This is a genomic window from Kordia periserrulae (assembly GCF_003054265.1).
Lineage (GTDB): Bacteria > Bacteroidota > Bacteroidia > Flavobacteriales > Flavobacteriaceae > Kordia > Kordia periserrulae.
This window is the reverse complement of record NZ_QBKT01000002.1, coordinates 506,111-523,586: the sequence shown is the minus strand read 5'-3', so window position 1 is coordinate 523,586 and position 17,476 is coordinate 506,111. Positions and strand designations below refer to the sequence as shown.

General features: G+C 35.4%; 13 protein-coding genes. 4 read left to right on the top strand and 9 right to left on the bottom strand.

The window, feature by feature from the left end; translation table 11 throughout:
* Nucleotides 1-51: 51 nt before the first annotated feature.
* The 6 genes from C8N46_RS06430 to C8N46_RS06405 all read right to left on the bottom strand — a co-directional run bounded on the left by C8N46_RS06430 (nucleotide 52) and on the right by C8N46_RS06405 (nucleotide 10,448).
* Entirely contained in the window at nucleotides 52-1,446 is a 1,395-nt protein-coding gene (locus C8N46_RS06430) for a hypothetical protein (RefSeq protein WP_108114042.1), read from the bottom strand.
* Nucleotides 1,447-1,752: 306 nt separating this feature from the next.
* Nucleotides 1,753-3,006, bottom strand: a complete 1,254-nt coding sequence (locus tag C8N46_RS06425; RefSeq protein WP_108114041.1) for a DUF6161 domain-containing protein — start codon at nucleotides 3,004-3,006, stop codon at nucleotides 1,753-1,755.
* Between the two features lie 144 nt (nucleotides 3,007-3,150).
* Nucleotides 3,151-3,534 (bottom strand): HU family DNA-binding protein, encoded by a 384-nt coding sequence (locus tag C8N46_RS06420; protein WP_108114040.1) that lies wholly within the window; start codon nucleotides 3,532-3,534, stop codon nucleotides 3,151-3,153.
* Between the two features lie 993 nt (nucleotides 3,535-4,527).
* Nucleotides 4,528-5,895, bottom strand: coding sequence for an NAD-dependent succinate-semialdehyde dehydrogenase (locus C8N46_RS06415; protein WP_108114039.1), 1,368 nt, complete (start codon nucleotides 5,893-5,895; stop codon nucleotides 4,528-4,530).
* Nucleotides 5,896-5,898: 3 nt separating this feature from the next.
* Complete coding sequence (locus tag C8N46_RS06410; RefSeq protein WP_108114038.1) at nucleotides 5,899-7,557, bottom strand: acetolactate synthase large subunit; 1,659 nt, start codon at nucleotides 7,555-7,557, stop codon at nucleotides 5,899-5,901.
* 242 nt (nucleotides 7,558-7,799) lie between these two features.
* On the bottom strand, nucleotides 7,800-10,448 hold the full coding sequence (locus C8N46_RS06405) for a tetratricopeptide repeat protein (protein ID WP_108114037.1): 2,649 nt from the start codon (nucleotides 10,446-10,448) through the stop codon (nucleotides 7,800-7,802).
* 143 nt (nucleotides 10,449-10,591) lie between these two features.
* Between C8N46_RS06405 and C8N46_RS06400 the strand changes: the two genes are divergently transcribed.
* Nucleotides 10,592-10,843, top strand: a complete 252-nt coding sequence (locus C8N46_RS06400; RefSeq protein WP_108114036.1) for a GlsB/YeaQ/YmgE family stress response membrane protein — start codon at nucleotides 10,592-10,594, stop codon at nucleotides 10,841-10,843.
* 311 nt (nucleotides 10,844-11,154) lie between these two features.
* Nucleotides 11,155-13,260 (top strand): ATP-dependent DNA helicase RecG, encoded by a 2,106-nt coding sequence (gene recG, locus C8N46_RS06395; protein WP_108114035.1) that lies wholly within the window; start codon nucleotides 11,155-11,157, stop codon nucleotides 13,258-13,260.
* Between the two features lie 50 nt (nucleotides 13,261-13,310).
* Here the strand turns inward: recG and C8N46_RS20380 are convergent, their stop codons facing one another.
* The gene (locus C8N46_RS20380) at nucleotides 13,311-13,523 is read right to left on the bottom strand and encodes a restriction endonuclease (RefSeq protein ID WP_158269092.1); all 213 of its coding nucleotides are present in this window, start codon (nucleotides 13,521-13,523) and stop codon (nucleotides 13,311-13,313) included.
* Nucleotides 13,524-13,660: 137 nt separating this feature from the next.
* On the opposite strand from C8N46_RS20380, the gene C8N46_RS06390 reads away from it, so the two are divergent.
* Nucleotides 13,661-14,032, top strand: coding sequence for a VOC family protein (locus C8N46_RS06390; protein ID WP_108114141.1), 372 nt, complete (start codon nucleotides 13,661-13,663; stop codon nucleotides 14,030-14,032).
* Nucleotides 14,033-14,600: 568 nt separating this feature from the next.
* On the opposite strand, the gene C8N46_RS06380 is transcribed toward C8N46_RS06390, so the two are convergent.
* Entirely contained in the window at nucleotides 14,601-15,710 is a 1,110-nt protein-coding gene (locus C8N46_RS06380) for a DUF2911 domain-containing protein (RefSeq protein WP_108114033.1), read from the bottom strand.
* A 171-nt stretch (nucleotides 15,711-15,881) separates the two neighbouring features.
* Between C8N46_RS06380 and C8N46_RS06375 the strand changes: the two genes are divergently transcribed.
* The gene (locus C8N46_RS06375; protein WP_108114032.1) at nucleotides 15,882-16,640 is read left to right on the top strand and encodes a DUF481 domain-containing protein; all 759 of its coding nucleotides are present in this window, start codon (nucleotides 15,882-15,884) and stop codon (nucleotides 16,638-16,640) included.
* A gap of 376 nt (nucleotides 16,641-17,016) precedes the next feature.
* On the opposite strand, the gene C8N46_RS06370 is transcribed toward C8N46_RS06375, so the two are convergent.
* Complete coding sequence (locus tag C8N46_RS06370; RefSeq protein WP_158269091.1) at nucleotides 17,017-17,409, bottom strand: DUF4174 domain-containing protein; 393 nt, start codon at nucleotides 17,407-17,409, stop codon at nucleotides 17,017-17,019.
* Nucleotides 17,410-17,476 lie beyond the last annotated feature (67 nt).

The following is a 17,476-nucleotide window of genomic DNA, read 5'->3' as shown; positions in this document are numbered from 1 at the left end:
TAGTATTTTAATGGTAAATTTAAGAATTTTCCTTAAAGAAGTTTACACTGATTATTGCACAAACTTCCCAAAGTTGTAACCGACACTAATTCCGACAGAATGTTGTGTGTTGATTTCGCGCCATTGAAGTTCAAAGTTTAGCGTTGGTTTGCCATCTTTATCTTTAAAACTTATGGGAATTCCTAATTTCCAATTCCTATTGTGTATTTCGCCTATAGTTTGTTCGAAAGCAACACTCAATCCTACCGTATTATTGAAAAATAAGCTTGATACTTCTCCTTTTACTGAACCCGCAGGAAAATCGTTGTAATTTCCTAGGAATACGGAAGAGGATGAACCTTCTACTTGACTAGACATATTATCTTGTATAATGTTTTGAAATGTGACGGCGCTATCATTATTAGCAATAAAATCGTTTGTATTAAAAACAGCAAACTGAGCAGTACCTTTTATTGAAAAGTCTTTAATGAAACAGGCGTTATTTCTATTATACAAATAGTTCATTTGTAGCGTAGTATTCCAATTAGTAAACTTATTATCTTGTGTTGTCAAGTTATCTGTACTAGACGTAATTATTTTACGGCTTAGAGGCATAAAAAACTCCAAACTGTACCAAAACATATGAGAAGATTTAATTAAATTATACTCTTTTGCATAGGTGAGTTCTTTATCTACTATAGCTTCGTAAAACTCACGGTGTTTTTTTCTGACTAACTTGCTTTCTAAATCACTTTCATTGTCGTTAGGGTTTCTTAATTTTTCTAACTCCAATTCTTTTGTAAATGCATCTGCATCGTAATCTGCAATTGCTTTTTCAATTTCTTTTTGTATATATTTACTTCTTATAATATCTATTTGAGCTCGTTTATCAGTTTTAATAGTTCCATTATAAATACGAGTATACTTTCCTCCTATTCCAATGCTGCTATTAAAATTATATTCTTGTGTGTCACTATTTTCTGAATATAAGTTTGAAAAGCCATCACTCAAATCAGAGCGTACATAAAGTGTCAGCAGATTTCCAACTTTTCGTAAAGATTCCAATTGTCGTGCTGCTTTTCTTTTACCTTTTTCTTTTTTAAAATTGTCCAATCGAAAAGATCCACCTATTGTCAATGTTTTATTAGAAGTATTGGCATTTACGATATAGTCTGTGAAAGACAAATCGTCCGTGCTTATAGCGTAATTTGTAATTTTATTTGCAAAATATTTGTTGAGCACAACATTATTATAAAAGACTGAATCTTTTTTAGGAGTAGGGTTTGGGTTTAATTTATTCATATCCTCTAAATATTTATCAAACGTATTTTTTCGTAAACTATCAATATCACTAGGCACATAATTAATTTGATTATTTTTAGCAACTTCTTCATATTCAGTTTGTGTTTGTGAATAGACATTACTAGCTAAAATAAACAATAGTATACTAAGAATTAATGACTTCATATTCAACAGTTTTTGATTGGTTATAGGTATAAAAATAGTAGAATAACAAAGAACATACATACGGAAAACCGTAACTATATTACTTTTTTATAAAATTATTAGTTCAAAAATATTTGAAAAACGCAATGTAAACCATACCTATAAATCGGTATATATTTTACACAAAAGCAACAATAGAAATGATATAAAAGAGTACTTATTTTTTACTCTTGAGTAAAAATATTTCTACACTTGAGCACAAAATAAGAGCACTTGAGTAGAATTTTTTCTACTCAAGTGCTCTTGGAATGTATAATTGAATTAAATTTATTTGGAAAGTTTTTCTAGAATGTTTCCTGGCATGGTGGGTGATGTATCGGACTTTAATAAACCAGAATCTGACCTGCTGAATAGTGATTGTAAAACTAAGTGGCGTTCTTTTTCATCAATGTTTTTATCTTCTTTTAGTGCAAGATAGACATAGGTGAGTTGTTTACGTTCTTCGGCATCACGTGCTAAATGATAGGTACTAAACATTAGTCTAGTAAATGTACGAATACCATACGCTAAAAAAGAGATGAGTGTTATAAATACTATAGACCAACGAATGGCAAGTCCAGTTTTTTCAAACATTTCTTTTAGTGTACCGTTAGAGATAAAGAATAAGACAACTGTAAGTAAAACGGTAGCTACTACAGAACAACCAATCAACCAATACATCCATTTTTCACCTTCCGCACGTAACTTTTCAGCACGTTCTTCCCAATATTTTATAGGAGCTTTTAATTGAAGTATTTTATCGTAGAGTTCTTCTTTATCTGTGATGGTTTGTTTGCTTTTTTTATCAAATTCTTCAAAAGATTTTTGAGTTTGAGAGATCCAATCTTTATATGCTCTTCGTTCATCCGAAAACCACGTTTGGAATTTTTCAGTACTATGGCCTTCAAAGTTGAGGAGTTTATTTTCAGCTTTTTTTACGAGTTCTTCAAACTCTTCTCGAACTTTTTCTAAGCTTATCTTTTCAGCTTCACTTCTCTTTATTAACTCATCTTCATTACGTTGAAACTCAAATATTTCTTGAATAAAGAAAAAGTCTGTAGAATAGTCAACTGTAATTTTTTTTCCTGCAAATAAGTTTACAGCTTTTATTAATTTATCTTCATCTTTTTTATTTATTCTCATAATGAATTCTGTTTCAGAGGCATCATAAGTAAATATGTATTTATTATTATCTGTGTTTTTTTCTAAAAAATTAATTTCATTTCTTGGAAAATCGTAATTCTCATATATTGAAAAACCTCTATCGTTAATGAGTTTATTTATATGATTATTGATTAATCTTACAGCTTCACCAAAATATAATTTAGAAGTCTCTAGATACTCATTAAGCTCACTCTCTTTTTCCCAACCTTTGTATTGCCTAAAAAAGAAGCTGTATATTTTAATGATTCCTGATAATGTTTTGTTTACACTTGCATGCGGATAGTTTACAGTTATACTCAATCTATAAATTTTATGAGTTTTTTCCTTTGGTAGACTTTCTACTTTTTCTTTAAGTTCTTCTACAGTATAATAATTCATTAGTGTTAGGGTTTACGAAATAAGTATTATGCACAGGTATTATGTTACAACTAAAGTAAACTATATCTTATATAAATAAAAAAACACCACTACAAAATACATTGTAATGGTGTTGTTGAATATAAAATCTCAGCTATGAAATGCCTAGCTTACTTTGCTATACGATAGTGTTTTTAACATGTTTCGCATTTCCTTTCCTGGACGGTAACGAATACGTGCGCTTTTAATGTTGGTCGCATTGACTTCTTCTGCGGTATCAGAAGGATCGCTACTTACACTAATGGAAAACATACCGAGTTTTCCTAATTGTACACTTCTTCCTTCTTTCAATTCGCCTTGGATCACATTGACCAAACCAACAATGACCGCATAGATATCATTTTGACGTACCGTTGAACCGTCACCCACCAACTCTGCGAGTCGGTCAATATCTACCGTTCCATTATTAATTGCGATTCCATAACTCTTGGGAGCTGCTTGTAAATCGCGTGGATTTCTACGTTGAATTACTTTGAAATTAACTGCCATTTTTTGTTTCGTTTTAATGTTAATATAAAATTCGAAAGCATGGTACCAATTGCTTTCTTAGTGTGAATCTCAATAAAATTTCCGAAACAATTCCTATGAACCGTGATAATACATAGAAAATTCAGGATAAACACGGGAAGGCAATTGTGGATTTTCTTACGAATGCTTCGCTACGCTCAATTCAAGGATTGTTTTCTTTGTTAATTTGTGGATTTGTTAATTTGTCGTTTTTTGTTGTTCGTTGTTTGTTCTTTGTTCTTTGTGAATTATTAATACAAAAATCAAATAAGGAAACTTATAAACTCCTAAACAAGCTACGATTCGTCTTTGCGAGGCGCAGACGCGGCAATCTCATACTTCAAAAAACGAAAACGTCACTTGGATAAACAGACTGCCACGTCGCCTACTCCTCGCAGTGACGTTTCTTTAGTGCACTAAATGTTAGATACTGAATGCTGAATTATTTTTTTGAAATTTATAGAAAGTTCACAACACAAAACCCACAACGGAGCAAAGCGACCGACCGAAAACGATTTACGATTGTAGATTGACGATTTTAGATTGTTGAATTAAAAATAACTGATTACTGAAAACCGAAAACGGAGCAAAGCGACTAACCGACAACAAAGAAAAGAGCCAAGAATCAAGAGCCAAGAATCAAGAGCCAAGAATCAAGAGCCAAGAATCAAGAGCCAAGAGCCAAGAGCCAAAAGCCAAGAGCCAAGAGCCAAAAGCTAAGAGCAAAGCGACCAACCGACAACAAAAGATTAACGATTGTAGATTGACGATTTTTGATTGTTGAATAAAAAAATAACTGACTACTGAAAACCAACAACGAATAATGAATAATGAATGTTGAATGTTGAATTTTGGATGTTGAATTGAAACTAACTGAAAACCGATAACGGAGCAAAGCGACCAACTGACAACAAAGAAAAGAGCCAAGAGCCAAGAGCCAAGAGCGAAGAGCGAAGCGACCACCCAACACCCAAACTACTCCACCCAAACAGACTTCGTATTGGTAAACTCACGGATTCCATAGCCTGAAAGCTCGCGTCCGTAGCCACTGTTTTTGATACCGCCAAATGGCAGTCGTGGGTCGGAAACTACTAATTTGTTTACGAAACTGTTTCCTGCTTCGAGTTGTAGTGCGACTTTTTCACCGCGTTCTTTGTTTCCTGTTATGACGCCTGAACCCAATCCGAAGTTGGAATTGTTGGCGAGTTCAATGGCATGTGCTTCGTCGTTGGCTTTGATGACAGAGGCTACAGGACCGAAAAGTTCATTATCAAAACCTTCCATACCAGGTGCTACTTCTGCTAAAATTGTGGCTGGATAGTACGCGCCTTTTCTATTAGGTATTTCGCCGCCAATTACCAAACGTGCGCCTTGAGAGATGCTTTTTTCTACTTGTTCATGGAGTTCGTTTCGCAAATCGACGCGTGCCATCGGTCCAAAATAAACATCTTCATCCGTAGGTTCGCCCATTTTTTTGGATTGCATTTTTTCTGTGAACTTTTCTAGAAAATCCTCATAGATATCCTCAACCACCACAAAGCGTTTTGCCGCAATACAGGTTTGACCATTGTTTTGCAATCGTCCAAACACGGCTAAATCGGTAGCTTCTTCCAAATCGGCATCTTCTAAAATGATATACGCGTCACTTCCGCCCAATTCCATCACCGTTTTCTTTAAGTTTTTTCCAGCAATAGAAGCCACTGAGCGTCCTGCAGGTTCACTTCCTGTTAAGGTCACTGCTTTTACATGTGGATGTTCAATCACTTTTTCTACATCTTTCGAATTGATGTTTAAGTTGGCAAAAATTCCTTTTGGAAAACCTGCTTTTTCAATCATTTCTTCCAAAGCATACGCACAACCTTGTACATTGGACGCGTGTTTTAAGACACAAGTATTTCCTGCCATTAAGGCTGGAGCGGCAAAACGGATGACTTGATAAAACGGAAAATTCCAAGGCATTACCGCCAATAAAACGCCCAACGGCTGAAATGCTACGTAACTTTTGCTGGCTTCGGTTTCCACAGGCGAATCTGCTAATAAATCGGCAGCATTATCCGCATAGTAACGACAAATTCGAGCACATTTCATGATTTCTCCGCGCGATTGTTCTATGATTTTCCCCATTTCTTGGGTTGCCAATTGCGCGTATTCTTCGGTGTTCTCTTCTAAAATGTCGGCTAGTTTGTGCATCAACGTTGCACGATGTTCAAAAGATTGTTGTTTCCACGATTGAAATACATCGTTAGCGTTGTTTACTTTTTCAATAGCAACCTCAGCACTGATGCGCTCGTAAGATGCTATCGGTTCTTCAGTGGCTGGGTTGATGCTTTGTATAGTTTCCATAGTTTATTTTTTTAAGTTTTCTGAATATTCTTTGAGTAATACGTTTAAAATTTCATGATTGAGCGAATAGTCTACTGCCAAATCTATCAAATGTACGCCGTCGGTTTGTAATGCTGTTTCTAAATCGGAAATAAAATCGGCGACAGATTCAGGTCGATACCCTGAAGCACCAAAGCTTTCAGCGTATTTTACAAAATCAGGGTTGTCAAAATCGAGTCCGTATTTTGGGATGTCTTCTTTTTCTTGTTTCCATTTTATCATTCCGTACGCGTTGTCATTTAAAATAATAACGACAAGATTTAGGTTTAGGCGTACTGCGGTTTCCAGTTCTTGGGAATTCATCATAAATCCACCATCGCCATTTACAGAAATGACTTTTTTATCAGGATACAACTCACTTACCGCCATGGCAGACGGCAATCCTGCACTCATCGTGGCTAAAGCATTGTCGAGCAATAATCCGTTGGGAATGTACGCTGGATAGTTTCTGGCAAACCAAATTTTGTAAATTCCGTTGTCAAGTGTGACAATTCCGTCGTCGGGAATCAAATCACGAATGACTTTTACACAACGCTGTGGCAAGATTGGAAAACGGTCGTCTGCTTCATACTTTGCCAATCGCGAATCTACATGTTCTTTCACATGCATGTAAAAATCGATATTCCAAGATTTTGCTACGGATTGCAACGATTTGGTCAATTGTTTGATGCTGTGTGCAATATCTCCAATGACGTTTAATTGCGGAAAATACACCTCATCAATCTCCGCTGGGAAAAAGTTCACGTGAATGACTTTTCGCTCGTCTTCTGGATGCATAAAAAATGGTGGTTTTTCCACCGTATCATGTCCCACATTGATAATTAAATCGGCATTTTTTATCGCTTCGTGAATGAAATCGTTATCCGACAACGCCGCCGTTCCCAAATACAAGGGATGACGTTCGTCAATAATTCCTTTCCCCATTTGGGTATTGAAAAACGGAATGCCTAAGGTGTCAACAAATTCGTTCAACGCTTCGCTGGTACGTTTTCGGTTGGCTCCTGCTCCAATCAATAGCAACGGCATTTTTGAGTGTTCAATCATTTGCGCCGCTTTTTCAATGCTTGAAGGTTCCGCGTGCGACATTTTGGTGTCCGTTACTTTAAATATTTGCGGATTTTCCACCGTTTCTCTCGCAACATCTTCTGGGAATTCCAAATGTACCGTTCCAGGACGTTCTTCTTGTGCCAAACGAAACGCTTCTCGAACGCAGGCAGCAACTTGATCGCCATTGGTAATTTGCTTGGTGTATTTGGAGATTGGTTGCATCATTTCCACCACATCAATGATTTGAAAGTTTCCTTGCTTGCTCTTTTTGATTGGTTTTTGCCCAGAAATAATCACCAACGGCATCGCGCCCAATTGTGCATACGCGGCTGGCGTCACCATATTCGTAGCACCTGGACCGAGCGTAGACATGCAAACGCCTGCCTTTCCTGTGAGTCGTCCGTAAGTGGCTGCCATAAATCCTGCACCTTGTTCGTGACGGGTAAGGATGAATTTAATTTTATCTGATGTTCGAATGGCGTCTAATACATCGAGGTTTTCTTCGCCTGGAAGTCCAAAAATATATTCTACACCTTCATTTTCTAATGCTTTTATAAAGAGTTCCGCTGCTTTCATGAAGTGAGTTGGGTTTTTAATTTACGTATGATAACAGTGCAAAAATACTATTACAGACTAAAGTGTGTTTGCTGTATCGGTTTTTTTGTGTGCTTGATTACTTATGTGTTGGGTGTTGGGTGTTGGGAATTAGGGATTAGGGATTAGGGATTAGGGATTAGGGATTAGGGATTAGGGATTAGGGATTAGGGATTAGGGATTAGGGATTAGGGATTAGGGAAGTACATACATTAGGTGAAATATTATATATTTTTCAAATTATGCTCAATAATTGCAGGAAAACATTGAAACTTTTTATTAAACATTTCCTCTGATAAAGTTTCTTTATTAATTGATATATAAGTATTTATATTCTTTTTGAACGTCATGTAATGTGATTCCTTTTGTAGTTGATACGCACTGTAATCTTCGAAAAGTACATTGTATGCTTTATGTAGATGAACCAACTTATACAAATGCCTACTTAATCCTATAGTAGTTATAAATAATTCACTAAAATCTGATGGTATTAATAATTCTAGAGACTCTTTTATCGCTTTTGATTTTTTTAAACTTACAGTTTCGAGTAAGTAACTAAATAGTGAAAAAGCTTGGTAACTATCAAGATTTCCCTGTAAATAAAAATAGGAGATAAAATAAAGATACAATTGTATTTTTTCTAGTTGAAACTTTTCAATCATTTGTCCAAGATGATTTTCTAGATTTCCGTTTTCTTTTAGCGTCTTTAAAAGTGAGTCAAACGCTTCTCTGATATCCAAATCTTGATCTTCCCGTAAACTATGTTTTATTTTTTCTAAATAATTTGTCTTCTCAGTAACATCAATGGACACTAATTTTATCTCTAAATCTTGGGTAATGGTATCAACCAATTCTTGAATCTTATGATTTTGAAAGGCTTTGTCAATGATAGCTTGTTCACTATCTGGAAGATAAAAAGTCTCCCATATTTTAAGATGGTTATATCCTTGTAAGTACTCTGGCAGTTGATACCTTTCTTTGATTTTTGAAACAGCAGCAAACAATTCAGTCGTAAAAAAATAGTGTTCAAATTGTGTTTCAAAACTATTTTCTGTTTCAATAGTTGTTCTCGGATATCCTGTAAAGTATGAAATCAAAACATCTTGATTGAGTTTTAGTAGTTTTTCTAGAAGTTGTTTTTGTGTTGCTTTATCTTTTTCAAAACTCATAAACAATATAAAAGAAGGGACAAACTCTTGTGAGTTTTTGAAACATTCGTTTGCTTCTACTTCATTAGAATTCAATAAGTATAGCTGACCTAAGTAGTAAAGGTCTTTTGCCGATTTATCTTCTTTTTCTGCTAGTTCCTCAATAGCAGCATTTAAGATTTCTTCTGCATCCAGCTTTAAAATATCCGCCATTAATGAATAATAATATAGCTCCTGTGCGGTCAACGGGTAATAATCTTCATCTAAAACCTCATCATACTGAATATAGGCTGCTACAGGACTTCCTAAATAATAATTTAAAATAGCGCGTTGACTTTCTTTAGTACGTTGATCTAGATTTGATATGCATAAAAAGTTATAGTAATCTTCTATGGGTTGAATATGTTGAAGTTTGCTTTTATAATTGACAAACAAAAAGCTGTCAAAATCAATGGCAAAGTTTTCCAAAAGGAATTTATAATTATAAATATTGTCTTGCCATAGATTTAAAACCGTACTTCTTAATTCAATTTCTCTTTCTTTAAACGAGTAATACAAATACAGATGACCATAAAACTTCATTTTTACAAAATCTCCAATATCATCATATAATAAGAAAAGATTAAGATATACTGTTGAATACTCTTTATTCAACTCAATAACTTGTAGATAGTCTTTTAAAGCTAATTCATAATTTTTTAAATCATAATAAACACTTCCTCTGTTATTATATGCATCAGTATAATTTTTATCCAACTCAATAGCTTCTGTGTAATCTATTAGCGCTGATTCATAGTTTTTTAATTTGCTGTAAACATTCCCTCTATTAATATATGCTTTTAAATAATTTTTATCTAACTCAATAGCCTTAGTATAATCTCTTAAAGCTAATTCATATTTTTTTAACTCTTTGTAAACAACTCCTCTATTAAAATATGCTTCCGAATCATTTTTATCTAACTCAATTGTCTTAGTATAATCTCTCAATGCTAATTCATAATTTTTTAACTCTCGGTAAATAATTCCTCTGTTGTTATATGCATCCGAATCATTTTTATCCAACTCAATTGCCTTAGTATAATTATCTAAAGCTAATTCATACTTTTTTAACTCATGGTAAACATTTCCTCTGTTGTTATATGCAGTTAAATAATTTTTATCTAACTCAATAGCCTTAGTATAATTATCTAAAGCTAATTCATACTTTTTTAACTCTCGGTAAATAATTCCTCTGTTGTTATATGCAGTTAAATAATTTTTATCTAACTCAATAGCCTTAGTATAATCATTTAAGGCCAATTCATATTTTTTTAAACCTTGGTAAACAATTCCTCTATTATAATATGCATGCGAATAATTTTTATCTAACTCAATAGCTTTTGTAAAATCTTCTAATGCTAAGTCATAGTTTTTTAACTCATGGTAAACATTTCCTCTGTTGTTATATGCCCCCGAATCATTTTTATCAAACTCAATAGCCTTTGTGCAATCTCTTAAAGCTAATTCGTACTTTTTTAACTTTCTGTAAACAATTCCTCTATTATAATATGCATGCGAATAATTTTTATCTAACTCAATAGCCTTAGTGTAATCTTTTAATGCTAATTCATAGTTTTTTAAATCTTGGTAAACATTTCCTCTTTGAAAGTAACTATTAATCACATCAATGCCATTCTCTATATTTTGTGTATACAATGCAATCTTTTTTTCTAAGTCAGACATCATTAGGTGAAAGTTTTTAAAGAGATTCTAATATAGTTATAAAATCTTACAAAAAGAAGTACTCATAAGTTTAAGAATTTCCAATAACGTTGCTTTACTTTAAATATTTCTATACCTTTAAAAAAACACTAAAATACACCTATATTATGAGTTTATTATATGCTTTATTAGTTGGCGCTTTGGCTGGATGGTTGGCAGGAAGCCTGATGCGAGGCGGCGGATTTGGTCTGCTTTTAAATATTATTCTTGGAATCATTGGCGGCGTAGTCGCGGGATGGTTATTTAAAGAATTCAATATTAATTGGTTTTCAGGAATGCACCACATGCTGAGAGATATTTTACAAGGAGCCGTTGGAGCTGTTGTGGTTCTTTTTGTAGCTGGTTTGTTTAAAAAGTAAGTGGTTATAATTACAATGTTGGGGGTTGGGGGTTGGGTTTTAGATGTTGGATGTTGGGTGTTGGATGTTGAATTGAAACTAATAGAAAACCGATAACGGAGCAAAGCGACTAACTGACAACAAAAGATTAACGATTGTAGATTGACGATTTTTGATTTTTGAATTAAAAAGACTGAAAACTGAAAAAAGACAACTGAAAAAAGAGCCAAGAGCCAAGAGCCAAAAGCTAAGAGCGAAGCGACCAACCGACAACTGAAAACTAAATACTAACCATTATTAAACTTTCAATCAAAAGTTTTACTTTTGAGTTAATGAATTCAAACATCCTACAAACTCCCATAGATTACCTAAAAGGCGTCGGTCCGAATCGTGCGGATTTGCTACGTAAGGAGTTGGGAATTCATACGTATCAAGACTTTATCAATCTGTTTCCGAATCGGTATATTGACAAAACACGCTATTTTAAAATCAACGAACTGCAACGAAACTCTTCGGAAGTGCAAGTCGTCGGAAAGGTCGTCCATCTAAAAATGGTACAGCAACAACGAGGCAAACGCTTGGTTGCTACGTTTACGGACGGTACAGGCGAAATGGAGTTGGTATGGTTTCGCGGTCATAAATGGATTAAAGACAGCTTGAAGCTGAATACGCCGTACGTCATTTTCGGCAAAACGAATTGGTTCAACGGATTGTTCTCGATGCCGCATCCTGAAATGGAATTGTTGAAAGACCATGAAGCAAGTTTGCGAACTGCCATGCAACCTGTGTATCCTTCCACAGAAAAATTAAACAACAAAGGCATCACCAACAGAGTCATCAATAAGTTGATGCAACAACTGTTTATAGAAGCGCGCACGCAGTTTTATGAAACTTTGCCGCCAACGATTTTGGAAGAACTCAAATTGATTTCGAAGAGTGAAGCTTTATTTAATATTCACTTCCCAAAAAATCAAGAATTGCTTGCCAAAGCGCAATACCGACTAAAGTTTGAAGAGTTGTTTTACATACAAGTGCAACTCATCATGAAAAACCTCATCCATAAAAGCAAGATAAAAGGGTTTCCGTTTGACCAAGTGGGCGAAAAGTTTAATGAGTTCTATAAAAATCACTTGCCTTTTGAACTCACCAACGCACAAAAACGCGTAATCAAAGAAATACGGAACGATTTGGGCAGCAACGCACAAATGAATCGCTTGTTGCAAGGCGATGTCGGTTCAGGAAAAACGATTGTCGCACTGATGTCTATGCTTCTCGCGATAGACAACGATTTTCAAGCCTGCATCATGGCGCCGACGGAAATATTGGCAATTCAGCATTACAACGGCATTATGGAATTGGTGGAACCGTTGGGATTGAACGTAAAGCTACTCACAGGTTCTACCAAAACCAAAGAACGACGCGTGATTCATGAAATGTTGGAAGATGGTTCGCTACACATTTTGATTGGAACACACGCGCTTTTGGAAGATAAAGTACAGTTTCAAAATCTCGGATTGGCAATTATTGACGAGCAACATCGGTTTGGAGTTGCCCAACGTGCCAAATTATGGCGAAAAAATACCGTGCCACCACATATTTTAGTCATGACCGCAACGCCCATTCCGCGAACCTTAGCGATGAGTTTGTATGGCGATTTGGATGTGTCTGTGATTGATGAATTGCCGCCTGGCAGAAAAACCATTAAAACGGTGCATCGATATGATAGCAATCGTTTGAAAGTTTTTAAATTTATTCGGGATGAGATTGCGAAAGGAAGACAGATTTATATTGTGTATCCGTTGATTCAAGAATCGGAACAGTTGGATTATAAAGATTTAATGGACGGTTACGAAAGCATTGCGCGCGAATTTCCGATGCCCAACTATCAAATTTCAATTGTGCATGGAAAGATGAAACCTGCGGACAAAGATTTTGAAATGAATCGTTTTATTAGAGGCGAAACGCAAATTATGGTGGCAACGACTGTGATTGAAGTTGGTGTGAATGTACCGAATGCTTCTGTAATGATTATAGAAAGTGCCGAACGTTTTGGTTTGTCGCAATTGCATCAGTTGCGCGGTCGTGTAGGTCGTGGTGCGGAGCAGAGTTTTTGTATTCTCATGACGAGTCACAAATTAAGTGCTGACGGAAAAACTCGCCTAGAAACGATGGTACGAACCAGCGACGGATTCGAAATTGCGGAAGTGGATTTAAAACTTCGTGGTCCTGGAAACATTATGGGCACACAACAAAGTGGTGTGTTGAACTTAAAAATTGCAGACATCGTCAAAGACAATGATATTTTAAAAACAGCGCGTTATTACGCCCAAAAAGTGTTGAAGTCTGATCCGAATTTGGCGTTGCCAGAGCATAAAGCCGTTCGGTATACCTACGCGCAATTGGTAAAACACAAGAATATTTGGAATTATATATCTTAGATGTTAGAATGCTTCGCTTTTAGACTTGTTCCCGCCTAGGCAGGAATCTTTTAGACTGCTTTGCTTTTAGCATCTGGTTTTTTAATTTTAAATGTTGGATGTTGAATGTTGGATGTTGGATGTTGGATGTTGGAGGCTGAATGTTGAATGTTGAATGTTGGATGTTGGATGTTGAATGTTGAATGTTGGATGTTGGATGCTGAACGTTGAATGTTGGAGGCTGAATATTGAATGTTGTATTGAAACCAACAGAAAACTGACAAAAAAAGATTGACGATTGTAGATTGACGATTGTAGATTAACGATTGTAGATTTTAGAATTAGAAAATAACTGAAAACTGAAAACCGACAATTGAAAACTGATAACCAAAAGATAACAGATAACAAAAAAACAACAATTATGAAATTAGGTGCATTTTCGGTGAGTCTTTCCGTAAAAGACATTCACGCTTCCAAAGCTTTTTATGAAGATTTAGGATTTTCAGAGTTTCACGGCGATATCAATCAGAATTGGTTAATTATGAAAAATGATCATATTGTGATTGGTTTGTTTCAAGGCATGTTTGAAGGGAATTTGCTCACATTCAATCCAGGGTGGAATCAGGATGCGCAACCGTTGGAATCGTTTACAGATATCCGAGAGATTCAAAAGGAATTGAAAAGCAAAAATTTTGAGTTTGCCCGTGAAGCGGATGAATCCACTACAGGACCGACAAGCTTAGTGATTACCGATCCTGATGGAAATGTGATTTTGATGGATCAGCATGTATGATGTTTTAGATGCGCTACGCTCTTAGACCGCTTCACTTCGACAAGCTCAGCGTGAACGCTTTTAGAATCTAGACTGCTTTGCTGCTAGATTTTTAGACTCGCTGGCGCTCTTGGTATTTTTTTGCTTTAGATTAATGAATGTTGGATGTTGAATGTTGAATGTTGAATGTTGGATGTTGGATGTTGAATGCTAAATGTTGAATTGAAACTAACTGACAACCGAAAACCCACAACGGAGCAAAGCGACCAACTGACAACAAAAGATTAACGATTGTAGATTTACGATTTTAGATTTTAGAATTAGAAAATAACCGAAAACGAATAACGAATAATGAATGTTGAATTTTGGATGTTGAATGTTGAATGTTGAATGTATAATTGAAACTAACTGACAACCGAAAACTCACAACGGAGCAAAGCGACCAACTGACAACCAACAACCAACAACCAACAACCAGCAACCAGCAACCAGCAACTAAAAAAAAAGCACCTACCAAAACGATAGATGCTTTTTTCTAGGTGATGAATGACGGCGATGGTTTCTCATTCATGTCGCAATTTTTATGTTTTTAATTGATATCTTCTCCTTTTTTGAGTTTATCTAAGTTTGCTTGTACATTGGCTTTACTTTGTGCATTTGGTGCATTTTTCAAGGCTTTTTCTAGGTGTTTTATGGCTTTTTTATAGTCGCCTTTCGCTGAATATCCTCTTGCCATTCCGTAATGTACTGGCCAAGTATCCTTGTGTTTTTTGGCATTGTATTCAAAAACTTCTAAAGCTTTGTCTTTCATTCCCAACGAAATTAATTGACGACCGTATCCGTGAATTTCCAATGCCGTTGCAATAGGCATTACTTCATCCATTGCGGCAATGGCTTCTTGTTTTTTGTTTTGTTTCATCAAGATGGCCGCTTTGATTTGTGTATTGGCAAATGTTTGTTGACTGTAAAATTGTCCTGCAATTGCATTGTTAATCCAAGTCAACGCTTCGTCTAAATCGCCTCCATTGTTGAGCGCATACGAAGCGGCTTGTTCCCAAGTTTGACGATTGAATCCTGGCTGATCGCGCATTTTATCACGAATATCTGCCAATACAATTTCGGTAACATCAAAACTGATGTCGAACGGAATTTCTTTGGTGCCCCATTGTAATGCCAATGTTGCAGAGTTGGGTGTGACCTGAATAAAATCGAATGTTAATAATTCTTCGTGCGGAATGTCGGTTGTAATAACATCAACGCGCAATACATCTTCAGATGGATCATAAAAATAGCTTCCCCAAGAAGTACTATTGCTTGAAAAGATGACTGTTGCTTTGTCATTTTCGTTTACAATCATGTGCAATCCGTAAGTTCCTGCTTTGATAGGCTTTCCTCCTATTTTTGCATCATGCGAAAGCGTAATGACTGTATTTTCATTGGCACCAGCACGCCAAGGAGATGCTGTTGCAGTTCCAAATCCGAGATTGTTCATTCCGTACGGAACTAGTTTTCCCCATAGTTCCCGTTCTCGTACTTTAGGTCTGGAATAGGTGACAGAAATTTCAGAAATTCCAACGGTTTGCGATACGGTAGCTTTTTGACTGCCGCGTGGTGTGTTGAGTTGCGCAAAGGTTGTTGTGGTTAAAAGCAAGCAAAGAACAAAAGCTATGTTTGCTAATGGTGTAATTTTTAATTTCATAATTTTTTGATTGTGTTAATTTGGTGTACAGCAAATTAGAACTTCAAACTTAGTTGACTTGTTATAGCTTTGTTAATCTTATCATTAGGAATGTTAATTAACATTTGTAGGAAAGAAATCGTTCTAAAAAATGTTTAGTATCTTACGGCGTTTTTGAAAAAGGAATTTGAGATGAAAAAGATTTGGTATTGCCTGTGGCTGTTCCCCATATTTTTGACAGCACAGATTAATGAAAGTGATTCTTTAAAAATAAAAGCCGATTTGTCATTAACAGGCTTTTGGCAAGGTGGCAATGTAGACACGTTTATTTTTAGAGCAAAATCGGAAGTTGCCTTTACTCCTTTTAACGATTGGGTTTTTAAAACGAAAAACTCATACGTGTATCAAGAATTTGGCAAAGAAAAAGCAGACGAAGATATTTTGAGTCTGAATTTTTTATACCTAAATCCCAAAAAGCGATTTTATTCGCAAGCTTTAGCCTTTATCAGTACAAATTTTCGTAGAGAAATTGATTTGCGCTATTTGGTGGGCGGCGGTGTTACGTACCAAATTTTGACAAATAAGAAACGTTGGCTCAAAGTTTCCCTGACAAGCGAATATGAATACACACGTTTTTCCATGACCGATTTTAACAAAGATGAATTTGACGGAAGCGGCACGATTAATACATTACGCGGTACTATCTGGATAAATGGAAAGTATCATCTGTTTAAGGATAAAGTCATTTTGAGTCACGAAAGCTTTTTTCAACCTTCTATTCGCTATAATAATAATTTTCGCTGGCAAGCCGATGTGGGAATAGAGCTGCCAATTTGGAAGTTTATGAATTTTAAAGTGAATTATTTACACACGTTTGAAAGTGTCGTTATTGCTGACCAAAAACAGGAAGATCAGTTTTTGACTTTTGGAATTACATTGAAGAGTTATTGAGTTGGTTGCTGGCTGTTCGTTATTTGTTTTTTGTTTTTTGTTGAACGCTTAAATAGTAAAATCAAACTCATAACTGAAAACAAAAGATTAACGATTGTAGATTGACGATTTTAGATTGACGATTTTAGATTGACGATTTTAGATTGACGATTTTAGATTGACGATTTTAGATTGACGATTTTAGATTAACGATTTTAGATTAACGATTTCAGATTAACGATTTCAGATTAACGATTTTAGATTGACGATTTTAGATTGACGATTTTAGATTGACGATTTCAGATTGACGATTTCAGATTGACGATTTTAGATTGACGATTTTAGATTGTTGAATTAAAATAAAAATAACTGACTACTGAAAACTGAAAACCGACAACTAATTCTTCCTGAGCTCACTTCTACGCATCGGCATGGAATCTATTTTGTCGTATAATTCTTGTGGTGTAAAGGAACTTGTTTTTCGCATTTTAACACTGCCATCCAAACCGATGAGTAAGATTTCAAAAGTTTCGTCCTTTTGCAACATGTCTTGGTATTTTTGAGGCAGTTCCACATCAGGATACATGATAGGATTTTGACCGTCTGCATGATTGATGAGTGTTGTTGTTCTTCCTACGGAATAGATAACTATTTTCCGCTCTTTGAGTTCTTCTTGCTTTGTTGGGTGAAATTGTACTAAAAAAGCACTTCTTTCTGCATCATTTCCTTTTACAATTATAACTCGGTGTTTCCACGCATGATTTTGAAAGTCTTGTGCTTGTAGCGTCATAGTGGATAAAATTACGATTAAAAAACAAAATATTCTCATGCCATAAATGTAACAATTCTAAATGACA